Origin of the sequence: Arthrobacter sp. PvP103 (assembly GCF_017833075.1) — a bacterium.
Taxonomy (GTDB): domain Bacteria; phylum Actinomycetota; class Actinomycetes; order Actinomycetales; family Micrococcaceae; genus Arthrobacter.
Window position 1 is genome coordinate 2,382,205 of sequence record NZ_JAFIBQ010000001.1, and the last position, 11,691, is coordinate 2,393,895.

Sequence of the window (11,691 nt, forward strand, 5' to 3'; positions counted from 1 at the left end):
TACCGCGGCGCATTCCTTGATGCCGTCGGTGCTGTAGCTATCTGCCATCGGGCTGCCGCGGCGCAGCGAAACCCCGCTTAGTGGCAGGACAAGTACTACCACCCGGCACTGACAGTCCTCCTGCGCGGGACTGCGCCCGCGCCCGCTGTTCCGGCCGTAAGCCCGGTTATCCCCATTTTGCGGAGGTTATCCACAATTCGTGGTCCGGGCGGGCCCGGGATCGCCTGCAATATGCTTCTGCGGACTCCCGAAACCAAGTACTGATGCCCCATAAACAGGTATCCCGCTACGTTAGTACCCCTTCCCCCGGGCACCAAGCCCACATGCATGCACACCTGTGGATAAGTTGTGGACTACCGGCCGCTGCTTGTGCACAGCCTGTGTGTCCACCTGTGGAAACCAAGAAACTTTGAGACCGAATATGGCTCTGACCTGCGGAAACGCTAAAAATGGCCTGTGGATGAAAGATTCTTTTAGGGAACGTTCATCCACAGCTTGCAGGTTCCCACTGGGGATACCGGCCAGTAACTCGGGGACAAGTGACGGAGAATATACCCGTTGTGTGATTTAGGCCGCTCCACGGGGTCCGAATTGACGCTTTCCTCTCAGCGCTGTATGCGCAACCGAGAATATGCTGTGGATAACAGCGAACTGGCATAAGCTCTATCCATGGGCGATGTATTCATAGTTATGCTGCCTGCCCTCATCCTTGTGGCAGTAATCTGGGCGGTTTCCACGGCACTGAAACCCCGGGACACAGGGATCTCGGATGCGGAGCGCTATCAGCTGGAACTGGCCATACGGTCGCAGGCTCACTACGCCGCCCAGGTGCAGGCAGCCACCGCCGCGCGGGCACGGGTTGATGCCGCCACCCGGCCAAGCCAGAACGAGCAACAGCAGTCCCAGCAGGCAGACCACGCACGGGCGGCCTTGCGCGCCCAGGCCGGGTCCAGTCCCGGCGTTGGCATGCATGGCTACCAAGGTCCGGTCCTCCCCGGCGGCCAATTGAACCCGCAGTTCGCCCTCCAGCTGCAGTCCATGGCCCGCAACGGCCAGAAACTGCAAGCCATCAAGATGCTGCGGCAGGCAACGCACTCAGATCTCTTGACCGCAAAAAATTATGTAGATCGGCTTTAGCAATGGAATCGCTAGTGATCCCCGTCCTGATCCTGCTCATCGTAGGGGCCGCCGTCCTGCTGGCGGCCCGTGCTCTAGGACGCCGCACCGCCGGCGCAACGGGTTCTGCCGCCAAGACGGGCCGCGGCACGCCGCCCGGCGATCCGGTAGAAGCTGCCAAGGCCGCAGCAGCCAAACTCACCGAAGACCAGCACCGGCGCCTGTACGCCCTGATCGCCCAAGGCCAAGCCATGGCGGCCATCAAGCTCTACTACGAAGCATCAGGTGAGGGCCTGCGGGCCTCCCGCGACGCCGTCGGCGCCCTGGCCGCCCACCCGCAGCCGTTCCACTCAGCGGCCCCTGAGGCCCCGGAGCATGACGACGACGATGCTCCCGAGCGTTTCCCGTACCGCTACCGCGCGATCGCCAGTAAAGGCGACGTCACTCGGGAGGTCAGCAGCAATATGCTGAACGACGAGATCTACGGCCGGATCCGCACGCTGGCCAAAAGCGGTGACACTGAGGGAGCAGCAACGGCACTGACCCGGCACTCGGACATTTCCATGAAACAGGCCAGGGAGTTCATTGCGCTGCTCGACGACTGAGCATCCAGCCTGACCACTCAGAAATCGAAGAGCTCCCCGAGCCAGCCTTCTTTCTTCTTGGGCCGCCGTCGGTCGTCGTAGCGTCGGTCGTCATGGCGGGGCTGATCATAGCGGGGCCGGTCCCTGCGCTCGTCATAGCGTCGGTCATCCGGCCGCCTGTCATCCCGGCGCGGGTCAAGGTTGTTGTACAGCGGCGGCGGAATCAGCCCGGGAGCGGGAGCCGCCGGGGCAACGGGAGCAGCCGGCGTCCCCGGCCCCATCAACTCGGCTGCGCGGTCGATAATCTTGTCCAACTCGCCGCGGTCCAGCCACACGCCTCGGCACTGCGGACAGTAATCGATCTCCACTCCGCTGCGCTCACTCATTACCAGGTCTACTGAATCCACAGGGCATTTCATGTCCCGCACAACGAGCGGACCCCTGGAATAGTTCGGCGAACGTGCGGAGGACACGCCCGGCCTGGTGCCGGGCGCCGCGCCTACCGGCTGTTCGAGATTCCCGCCAGCAGCTGTTCAAACGGCAGGGACTCTGCGGCGTCCGGCTTACGCTGCGGCCGCGAAGCTGCAACAAGTCCCGCGAACTCTTCTGCTGCCCGCTCGATCCGCACCGAAAGGGGCGAGCCGCCGTCGTCCGTGTTTCCCCAGTCCTGGGGCCCGGCGAACACGCCGGTGGCAGCAGTGCGGGTCCGCAGGTAACTGAACAAGGGCCGCATGGCGTAGTCCAGAACCATCTGGTGGCGGTCGGTGCCGCCGGTTGCCCCAAGGAGGACGGCCTTCCCCTCCAGCGCCTTGGGGTCCAGGACATCGAAGAAGGACTTGAACAGGCCGCTGTAGGAGGCGCTGAACACCGGCGTGACGGCGATGATGCCATCGGAGTCCTCCACACCGGCAATCACTTCGGCCAGCCGCGGTGGCGCGAACCCGGTGACGAAGTTGTTGGCAATGTCCACGGCCAGATCGCGGAGTTCCACCACATCGATGGATACCTCATAGCCGGCGGCAGTGATGCTGCGTTCGGCTGCGGCTGCGAGTTGGTCGGCCAGCAGCCTACTCGACGACGGTACGCCCAGTCCGGCGCTGAGGACGGTTATGCGGCGGGTTTCCACGGTTTACTCCTGAGGGTCAACGGTAAATCAGACTACATGCGTTTGCATCTATCGAGTAAACCCGCCTGGGCCCGTCTTTATTCCGCGGCAACCGAACCCTGCTGTGGAACGCTGCCGCGACCCTGCTGACAAGCGCAGCGGTGTCTGCCAGACTGCCGTCATGGTTGAAAACAAGACCCAGGCAACGGACGCCTCCGTGGAGGACTTCCTTGACGGTGTGGAGAATCCGGCCCGCCAGCGGGACGGCCTGCGGCTCCTGGCCCTCATGAAGGAACACACCGGCGAAACGCCCGTGATGTGGGGCCCCGGCATCGTGGGTTTTGGCAGCTATCACTACCGGTATGAGAGCGGCCGCGAGGGGGACACGGTAGCCGTCGGCTTCTCCCCGCGAAAGGGGAGCCTCTCACTCTATGGACTGACCTACGCGCCCGAAGCTGCGGAGCTCCTGCCGCGGCTAGGCAAGCACAAGGTCGGCGCAGGATGCCTCTACATCAACAAGCTGGAAGACGTGGATGAAGCCGTACTGGCAGAACTCATCCGGGCGGGCCACCGGCACTCCACCACGGTGATGCACCAGGAATAGCCCCGCGGACACCATGCACTGAAAGCAGCCTGGAATTTAAGAACAAAGGCCCCCGCGTTCGGTTCCGATAGGAATCCGAAGCGGGGGCCTTCAGCAGTTCAGGACTTCGTAGCGCTCTGGCGAATGGCCGGAGGAACTACTTGCCTGCGACTACGTCGAGTTCGATCACAGCAGCAACGTCGTCGTGCAGACGGACGTTGGCCTGGTAGGAACCAACCGACTTGATGTGTGCCGGCAGTTCAACCTTGCGCTTGTCGATGCGGCCGAGACCGGCGGCCTCAACAGCGTCGGCCACGTCGCCCTGCTTGACGGTACCGAACAGGCGTCCGGTCTCGCCAGCCTTGACAACGAGCTTGACCGGCTTGGCGGAGAGTGCAGCGGCCTGCTTCTGAGCGTCTTCCAGGGAAGCGTGCTCACGGGCAACGCGGGCAGCCTTGATCGACTCAACCTGCTTCTCGCCACCCTTGGACCAGGTCAGTGCGAAACCGCGGGGCAGCAGGAAGTTACGTGCGTAACCGTCCTTGACCTCGACAACATCGCCAGCAGCACCGAGACCGGTTACTTCGTGGGTCAGAATGAGCTTTGCCATTTTAGTTAATCCCTTCCTTAGCCGCGGCCAGCGCCGGAGTAAGGCAGCAGAGCAACTTCGCGGGCGTTCTTGATTGCCTGGGCGATTTTGCGCTGTTCCTGCACCGTGACGCCAGTGACGCGACGGGCGCGGATCTTTCCGCGGTCGGAGATGAACTTGCGCAGCAATGCTACGTCCTTGTAGTCGATGACGGTGATGTCAGCGGCCTTCAAGGGGTTGGACTTTGGTTTGGGCTTACGGAGTTCAGCCTTAGCCATCGTGGAGCTCCTATTCTATGGAGCCCGTGGATATTGATCCACGGGATGGTGGTGGTTCGACGGCGGTACTCACCCGGGAGCCGTAAGGCATCCCGGCGGGTTCCGAGCCGGACCTGAATTATTGGTTAGAAGGGAGGTTCGGAATCCGGGCCGTTGCCCCAGCCGCCGCCTGCATTGCTGACACCGGGCGTTGCCCAAGGGTCTTCCTGCGCTGCCGCGGGCTGGTTGCCGCCCCAGTTTCCGCCGGTATTGCCGCCCTGGCTTGCACCTTGGCCGCCACCGAACCCACCGCCGCTGTTGCCGCCGCCGAAGCCACCCTGACCACCCTGGCCGCCGGAGCGCTGGGTGCGGTTGACCTTGGCGTTGGCGTAGCGCAGGCTCGGGCCGATTTCATCGACTTCGAGCTCGATAACGGTGCGCTTTTCGCCTTCTTTGGTTTCGTAGGAACGGCTCTTCAAACGTCCGGAAACGATAACCCGCATACCCTTTGTGAGGGATTCTGCGACGTTTTCGGCTGCTTCACGCCAGACGGAAGCGCGGAGGAACAGGGTTTCCCCGTCCTTCCACTCGTTCGACTGGCGATCGAAGGTGCGGGGCGTAGAAGCGATGGTGAAATTCGCTACTGCCGAACCTGACGGTGTAAACCTCAGTTCGGGGTCATTGGTGAGATTACCGATGACCGTAATAGTGGTTTCGCCTGCCATCTACTGCCTCCTTGTTCGTTCCTGCGGGATAAAGATTGAATGCACGGTGCTGAAATTACTCAGCAACGACCTTCTGCTCTTCGGGGCGGGTGATCTTGGTGCGCATGATGGTCTCGTTGAGACTCAGCTGGCGGTCAAGTTCCTTGGCGGTGTCCGGCTTGGCGGTGAAGTTCACCACGGCGTAGATACCTTCAGACTTCTTCTTGATTTCGTAAGCCAGTCGACGACGGCCCCAGATGTCAACCTTTTCGATGGTTCCACCATCGTTGGTGATGACGTTCAGGAACTTCTGAAGCGACGGCTCAACGGTACGCTCTTCGACCTCGGGGTCGATGATTACCATCAATTCGTAAGGACGCATATGTGAACCCACCTCCTTTGGGCTAAGCGGTTACGGCATTTCCGTAACAGGAGGTTCATTTGCGGTGCCGTGCGCATCCGGTCCCCAAAACGGAGGCAGGACGCAGCACAGACTTCAATATCCTAGTGCATTTAGGCCGGTTTCGGCGATTCGTGACCGCTTCAGGCTAGCCCCGGGTCCGCCCCGGGCGGAAACGCTCCAGGTCCCTATGTGGAAAAACAGCCCGGATCCGGGCGCGGCCTGTTTGTTTGACTAGAGTATCGACATATGGACACCAGCCCCCTGCCCGCCAGGGTGAAACGAAGCCGGCTGCGGTTTCTTGCCATGGTTATGACCGGGCTGGCGGCCGCTGCGGCCACCGGACTTTCCGGATATTGGGTGGAGGCGCCGGCCGTCGGCTGGGGCAGCGCCGCGCTGGTCTACGTGGCCTGGGTCTGGCTTGTGGTCGGACGCCTCGATCCCGCCGGGACCCGCGCCCACGCGACGTCCGAGGACCCGTCCCGCAGTACCACCGACCTGCTGATCCTGGTGGCCAACGTCGCGAGCCTGGCCGCAGTTGCAGCCGTTGTCGTGGACTCGCACAGATCCGACGGCGGCTCGCGACTGAGCGGCGGCCTCCTGGCCCTGGCGTGCGTCGCGTTGTCGTGGATCCTGGTGCAGACCCTTTTCACCCTGCGCTACGCCGAGCTGTACTACAGTCCCGGGAAGCGCGGCGGATCGGACGCGGGCGGCATCGATTTCAACCAGGACCGGCCTCCGCAGTACACGGACTTCGCCTACCTGGCCACGAGCCTGGGCATGACCTACCAGGTGTCCGACACCAATCTGCAGAACCACCTCATCCGAGCCGAAGCCCTCAAACACAGCCTGCTGTCCTATCTCTTCGGCACCGTCATCCTGGCCGCCACCATCAACCTGGTGATCGGGCTCGCCTAACGCCTGCCCTGTTTCACTCTCTGGCTAAGCCGCCGTCCGGAAGAACAGTTCGGTCACACGGGCCAGCCGGAACGGGTCTTCCACGCCGCAGAGTTCACGGGCGGAGTGCATGGACAGCAGCGGCACGCCCACGTCCACGGTCCTGATGCCCAGCCGCGTCGCCGTCAGCGGTCCGATGGTGGACCCGCACGGCATCACGTTGTTCGAGACGAACTCCTGGTACGGGACCCCCGCGTCGTCGCACAGCCGCGCCCAGAAGGCGGCACCCGGGCCGTCGGTCGCGTAGCGCTGGTTGGCGTTGATCTTGAGCAACGGGCCGCCGTTGAGCACCGGCCGGTTGACCGGGTCATGGCGCTCCGCGTAGTTCGGGTGCACCGCGTGGCCGGCATCGGCCGACACGCAGAACGACGCCGCCAGGGCCTGCCGGCGCTGGCTGACCGACGCTCCGAGGCCGTCCGAGATACGCACCAAAACGTCCTCGAGGAGCGGTCCGCAGGCCCCCGACCGCGAATTGGAGCCGATCTCCTCGTGATCGAACGCCGCCAGCACCGCGATGGGCCCCCCGTCCGGATGGTTCCCGGCTTCGGCGTGGGCGATGAGCGCGGCCAGTCCCGCGTGGGTGGCGGACAGGTTGTCCAGCCGTCCGGAGGCAAAGAACTCACCCTTGGCCCCGAAAACCGCGGCCGGCTGCGTGTCCGCCACGACGACGTCGTACCCGCCGATCTGTGCGGGATCCACCGGCGCCAAGCCGGGCGCCGCTGCAGTGGCCCGTTCCGCCAGCAGCGCGAGGAGGTCCTCAGCTCCCGGATCGCCGAGCCCAAAGACGGGATTCATGTGCTGCTGCTTGTCCAGCGCCAGGCCCTCATTGACCGCGCGGTCCAGGTGGATGGCGAGCTGCGGGAACCTCAGCAGCGGCCCCGTGGCGGTCAGGCACTGCGTACCGTCCAGCATCACCAGCCGGCCGGCCAGCTGCAGTTCCCGGTCCAGCCAGGAATTGAGCAGGGGGCCGCCGTAGACTTCCACACCGGCCTGCAGCCAGCCGAATTTTCCCGTGGTGGGCTTGGGCTTGAGTTTGAACGACGGCGAATCGGTGTGGGCCCCGAGGATGTTGAAGCCGGTGGTCGGGCCGGCATTCTTCGGCGTCACCCATGCGATCAGGGCGCCGTCGCGGACCACATAGAACCGCCCTGCCGCGCCGCCATCCGTGCCGCCGCCGGCCGGCCACGCCGCCAGTTCGTCCAGGCCGGTGAAGCCCGCCCGGTCCAGCCGGCTCGCGGCTTCCTGTACTGCGTGAAAGCTCGACGGCGAGGCGCTGACGTACGCGCCGAGGTCCTGGATGTGGTGTGCGGCAGTGGCGTGGGAAGGCATGGCTCCGAGTCTAGCCGTGACCCGGCGGCCCGCGCCTGAGGCCCTGTCCTACACCGTGACGTTGAGTCCTGCCGAGAAGCCGCCGGCCACTGAACCGGACATGGTGGCCAGCTGGTGGATGCCGCCGTCGTCGCCAAACACGTTGTCCGAGGTGAGCGTGGTGTTCGGAAAATTCCGGGCGCTGGACTCATAGCCTGCCGTGGCGTAGACCTCGTTGCAGGCGGCTTCCGTCATGGCGATCTGGGAGACCGCCAGCACCTGGCCGGCCGCTGTGGTGTTGCTCATGGATTCGAAGACTTCGAAGTGGATGTGCGGCCAGCGTCCGTTGTATGCCCCGGGGTAGATGGTGGTGAAAGACACCTGCCCGTTGGCATCCGCTTCCTGGACACCGCGGAGGAAGTTCTCATTTTCAAGTCCGGCGTCGTACATCGAGTATTTGCCGTCCCGGTCGCAGTGCCAGGCGTAGACGGCGGCGCCGGCAAGGGGTTTGCAGCCGCTGGCGTTGTCCAGGAGAGTCAGGGTGACCGTCAGCGGGATGCCTTCCGCCTTGGTGGTGGAGGTTCCGAAGCTGGCGGTGATGTCCTGCCGGACCACGCCGGACGCCTCCAGGACGTTGGGCCCGTTGGAACCGTCCCCGGGATAAGGCCCAGCTGTTTCCTGCGGAATTTCCACGCCGCATTCGGCGATGGCCCGGGTTAGCGTGGGTGATGCGGATGGTGTGGCGGACCCTGTCACTGACGGAGCCGGGGTGTTGGTTGCGGAACTGCTGGCGGCCGCCGTCGTGCTCGCGGTTCCGGAAGCGGACCCGCCGGGAGTGCAGGCCGCCAGCGCCGCGGCGGCTGTGCCGGCGCCGAAAAAAAGGCCCAGGGAACGCCGGCTCATCAGGGTGGAGAGGTCGAATTCCAGGCCGCGGTCATGGTCGGGATGGGGCTCGCGGGGAAGTTGCGTTGAGGTTGTCATGGACACATCAAACGCCGACGGGCTATGCCGCGCATAGGCCTTTCCTGTGAGCCCGCTGTGCGACTGCCGAAGGTGCGGGGGTTTTCATGGTGCGGGCCTTCACCGGCTCGAGGACGCTTGGGCAGAGGTTGCTGATCAGGCCCGTGCCGGCGCATTCCCGCATTGCCTCGATGCCGGCAGCGGCCGACCTGGTATCCGGATACGGCCGGGATACGGCCAGCACCGTACCGTCGGGGGCGATCATCCTAAAACGCACCTCGGCTGCATCGTCCGCGAAAAGTTCAAATTGTCCCGCCATGGTTTCCTTCCAAAGGTGATCGTGGGGATTCCCATCCATGGTGTCCCGCATCCCTTCAACCGGTAAGGGGCGAAAGTCCTCTGCTTGGATAAATTCCGGACATGGGCGCGGGCTCCCCCGGTCACCGGGTTCAGTCCCGCACCATCCGGGGACTTTGGGCCCTGTTGCCCGGTCCGGGGATGGGTATCTACTGGGGTTTGGGTCCGGGCCGCCAACGGATGTCGGTTTGCCTTTGCCAGGAGAACAATCAGGAGAGAGCTATGTCCGGTGCGTTGAAATGGTCCCCGTTCGAATCGGCCCGGTGGCCGTCTGCCCAGGAAGGAACGGGCAGGACACCGTCCTCGTTCGTCGGTGCAACGGCGCGTCCCTTCGAACACGCGCACGCGCCAAGCCCCGTGAGCGTCGAGGAAGTCAATGTCGACGAGTACGTCGACGGGGAGACCCTCGTGGTCCGGGCACAGATGCCTGGCGCGGATCCGGACAAGGACATTGAGGTTTCCGTGGCCGGCGGAGTGCTGCACATCCAGGCCGGGCGCGATGGGGCCGGCGGCCACTCCGAAGGGGACCGCTTTCCTTCCGGACTGAGGTACCGCCGTTTCACCCGCAACCTGCCGTTGCCGGAGGGTGTGACGGACCAGGACATCAAAGTGTCCTTCCGGAACGGCGTCCTGGAAGTCAGGACCCCTCTTCCCACGGCACCTGGAACCGATGCCGCCGAGAAACGGCTTCCCATTAGCCGCGATTAGCCGCAGCTCCGACATCGAACAACAGCCCGACCGGGAAAGAGGCAATACAACACATGGAACTGAAATCACAGTGGCACCGGCTTGATCCCGCGACCCGCCGGTGGCTCATGGACAATCCCGGGTGTGTTGTGCTGCCCAGGACGATTTCGACCATCGTCGCCCGGGTTGCGGATGAGCCCGTGGTCCTCGACCAGCACGGTGCCATCCAGCTCACGGCGGCAGACGTCAGCTTCATTCGCTCCCGCGTTCACGGATCATCCGCCGCAGCCGGGGATCATCGGTTCTTCGACGCGGTGCAGCCGGATCCAAACGGAAAGGAGTCCGGCCACCCTGACTGAAGGTGGCCGGACTCCTTTCCGGGCGGACTGTGCCCGCTCCTGCTGCTGCGCTAAGCCCTTTCCCGGGCTAGCGCCTTTGAATTACGACGCCGGGCCGGCACTCACTCCGGCCTCTTCCGGCGCGGCTTCTTCCGTAACGGTGCCAGTGGCGCCCAGACCCTTGCGGTAGCGCCAGACACCCACGCCCACCACCACAGCGGCCAGGCCCAGTGAAAGCAGCAGCGACTCCCGTGTGGATTCCAGGATCACCATGCCGATCAGCAGCGCGACGATACTGGCAATGGCCACCCAGGTCAGGTACGGGAACAGCCACATCTTCAGGGCAAGGTCCTTGGCGGCGGCACCCATGCGCTGGCGCAGGACGAGCTGCGAGGAGGCGATAACCAGCCAGACGAACAGCGCAATCGCACCCGAGGTGTTCACGAGGAACAGGAACACGGTGTCCGGGGCGATGTAGTTCAGGCCCACAGTGATGAACCCGACCACGGTTGAGGCCAGCACGGCGGAGGCAGGTACGCCGCGGCCGGAGATCCTTGTCCAGGCGCGGGGTGCGTCCCCGCGGCGGGCGAGGGAGAACAGCATGCGGCTCGCGGTGTAGAGGCCGGAGTTCAGGCAGGACAGCACCGAAGTCAGCACCACAATGTCCATGATGGTGCCGGCGCCGGGGATGCCGAACAGTTCAATCACTGCGACATACGGGCTCTTGGCCACGGATGCGGAGTTCCACGGCAGCAGGGTGACCACGATGGCAATGGAGCCGATGTAGAACACCAGGATGCGCCAGACAGTGGACTTCACGGCCTTCTTGACGGCGTCCACCGGGTTCTCTGATTCGCCGGCGGCAATGGTGGCGATTTCGGCGCCGAAGAAGGAGAACACAACCACCAGGATGCCGGCGAGGACTGCTCCGGGGCCGTTGGGCAGGAATCCGCCGTTGTTGACCAGGTTGTCCAGTCCGGGTGCCGGAACTCCGGGAATCAGGCCCAGGATGGCGGCCACGCCGAAGAGCAGGAACAGCACAATTGCGGCGACTTTGATGGAGGCGAACCAGAACTCGAATTCTCCGTACGATTTCACCGAGCCCAGGTTGGTGAGCGTCAGGAGGACCATGAGGACCAGGGCCCACACCCACTGATCGATGCCCGGAACCCAGCGGTGCATGATGGCCGCACCGGCGGTGGCTTCGATCCCCAGGACGATGATCCAGAACCATGCGTAGAGCCAGCCGATGCTGAATCCGGCCCACCGGCCCAGCGCCTTGTCCGCGTATGTGGAGAACGATCCGGTCTCGGGGTTGGCTGCAGCCATTTCACCGAGCATCCGCATCACCAGGATCACCACAATTCCTGCGGCCATGTAGGCGAGCAGGATGCCGGGACCGGCCTGCTGGATGGCAGCACCGGAACCCACAAAGAGCCCGGCCCCGATCACGCCGGCGATGGCGATCATGGAAAGGTGCCGTGGTTTCAGGGACTTGGAAAGCTGTTGGTCAGCGTGCATGGAAGCGCCGTCCTTCGTTGAGGGTGTGGGCCCCGGGCTACACGGATCACCGTGTTGCAGGCCACATTTCTTTTTCACCCTAGACCGGAAGCCACCGCCCGGATCATGTGCAGTCGAACATTTTGACGTACCCACAAAGGGAGCTTCACACAATGAAGCACATCAATACGCAACAGGAGTGACCTTTAGGACAACTCTGAAATGTGCCCGAAATCTACCTAAGAG

The 11,691-nt window shown here is 63.9% G+C and carries 16 protein-coding genes; 6 read left to right on the forward strand and 10 right to left on the reverse strand.

All coding sequences use genetic code 11. The annotated features are described in order from the left end of the window. Positions 1-669: 669 nt before the first annotated feature. The gene (locus tag JOE41_RS10925) at positions 670-1,137 is read left to right on the forward strand and encodes a hypothetical protein (protein WP_011693934.1); all 468 of its coding nucleotides are present in this window, start codon (positions 670-672) and stop codon (positions 1,135-1,137) included. A gap of 2 nt (positions 1,138-1,139) precedes the next feature. Beyond that, entirely contained in the window at positions 1,140-1,721 is a 582-nt protein-coding gene (locus JOE41_RS10930; protein ID WP_209752358.1) for a hypothetical protein, read from the forward strand. Positions 1,722-1,738: 17 nt separating this feature from the next. On the opposite strand, the gene JOE41_RS10935 is transcribed toward JOE41_RS10930, so the two are convergent. Continuing rightward, positions 1,739-2,119 carry a zf-TFIIB domain-containing protein gene (locus JOE41_RS10935; RefSeq protein ID WP_011693936.1) on the reverse strand — a complete coding sequence of 127 codons (381 nt, stop codon included), beginning with the start codon at positions 2,117-2,119 and terminating at the stop codon, positions 1,739-1,741. An 80-nt stretch (positions 2,120-2,199) separates the two neighbouring features. Beyond that, a complete protein-coding gene (locus JOE41_RS10940; RefSeq protein WP_011693937.1) occupies positions 2,200-2,826 on the reverse strand; it encodes an FMN reductase in 627 nt (208 codons plus the stop codon). A gap of 160 nt (positions 2,827-2,986) precedes the next feature. Here JOE41_RS10940 and JOE41_RS10945 point away from each other — a divergent pair, with 160 nt between their 5' ends. Next, the gene (locus JOE41_RS10945; protein ID WP_043431235.1) at positions 2,987-3,409 is read left to right on the forward strand and encodes a DUF1801 domain-containing protein; all 423 of its coding nucleotides are present in this window, start codon (positions 2,987-2,989) and stop codon (positions 3,407-3,409) included. Positions 3,410-3,545: 136 nt separating this feature from the next. Here the strand turns inward: JOE41_RS10945 and rplI are convergent, their stop codons facing one another. From rplI to rpsF, 4 genes are all read right to left on the reverse strand, one after another. Next, entirely contained in the window at positions 3,546-3,998 is a 453-nt protein-coding gene (gene rplI, locus JOE41_RS10950) for a 50S ribosomal protein L9 (protein ID WP_011693939.1), read from the reverse strand. Between the two features lie 17 nt (positions 3,999-4,015). Further along, positions 4,016-4,255 carry a 30S ribosomal protein S18 gene (rpsR, locus tag JOE41_RS10955; RefSeq protein WP_003800144.1) on the reverse strand — a complete coding sequence of 80 codons (240 nt, stop codon included), beginning with the start codon at positions 4,253-4,255 and terminating at the stop codon, positions 4,016-4,018. A gap of 125 nt (positions 4,256-4,380) precedes the next feature. Next, positions 4,381-4,959, reverse strand: a complete 579-nt coding sequence (locus JOE41_RS10960; RefSeq protein WP_011693940.1) for a single-stranded DNA-binding protein — start codon at positions 4,957-4,959, stop codon at positions 4,381-4,383. 55 nt (positions 4,960-5,014) lie between these two features. Next, complete coding sequence (gene rpsF / locus JOE41_RS10965) at positions 5,015-5,320, reverse strand: 30S ribosomal protein S6 (protein WP_011693941.1); 306 nt, start codon at positions 5,318-5,320, stop codon at positions 5,015-5,017. A gap of 267 nt (positions 5,321-5,587) precedes the next feature. On the opposite strand from rpsF, the gene JOE41_RS10970 reads away from it, so the two are divergent. After that, complete coding sequence (locus JOE41_RS10970; RefSeq protein ID WP_209752359.1) at positions 5,588-6,256, forward strand: DUF1345 domain-containing protein; 669 nt, start codon at positions 5,588-5,590, stop codon at positions 6,254-6,256. A gap of 24 nt (positions 6,257-6,280) precedes the next feature. Here the strand turns inward: JOE41_RS10970 and JOE41_RS10975 are convergent, their stop codons facing one another. Genes JOE41_RS10975 through JOE41_RS10985 form a run of 3 tightly spaced genes read right to left on the reverse strand, consistent with a single transcriptional unit; the run spans position 6,281 to position 8,882 of the window. Further along, positions 6,281-7,624: a M18 family aminopeptidase gene (locus JOE41_RS10975; RefSeq protein ID WP_209752360.1), complete on the reverse strand. Its 1,344-nt coding sequence runs from the start codon at positions 7,622-7,624 to the stop codon at positions 6,281-6,283. Positions 7,625-7,672: 48 nt separating this feature from the next. Next, positions 7,673-8,584, reverse strand: coding sequence for an intradiol ring-cleavage dioxygenase (locus JOE41_RS10980; protein WP_209752361.1), 912 nt, complete (start codon positions 8,582-8,584; stop codon positions 7,673-7,675). 22 nt (positions 8,585-8,606) lie between these two features. After that, entirely contained in the window at positions 8,607-8,882 is a 276-nt protein-coding gene (locus tag JOE41_RS10985; protein ID WP_209752362.1) for a DUF1508 domain-containing protein, read from the reverse strand. A 260-nt stretch (positions 8,883-9,142) separates the two neighbouring features. Between JOE41_RS10985 and JOE41_RS10990 the strand changes: the two genes are divergently transcribed. After that, complete coding sequence (locus JOE41_RS10990; protein ID WP_209752363.1) at positions 9,143-9,628, forward strand: Hsp20/alpha crystallin family protein; 486 nt, start codon at positions 9,143-9,145, stop codon at positions 9,626-9,628. Between the two features lie 53 nt (positions 9,629-9,681). Then, positions 9,682-9,966, forward strand: coding sequence for a hypothetical protein (locus JOE41_RS10995; RefSeq protein WP_011693953.1), 285 nt, complete (start codon positions 9,682-9,684; stop codon positions 9,964-9,966). 81 nt (positions 9,967-10,047) lie between these two features. Here the strand turns inward: JOE41_RS10995 and JOE41_RS11000 are convergent, their stop codons facing one another. Continuing rightward, positions 10,048-11,466, reverse strand: coding sequence for an amino acid permease (locus JOE41_RS11000; protein ID WP_011693954.1), 1,419 nt, complete (start codon positions 11,464-11,466; stop codon positions 10,048-10,050). Between the last annotated feature and the right edge of the window lie 225 nt (positions 11,467-11,691).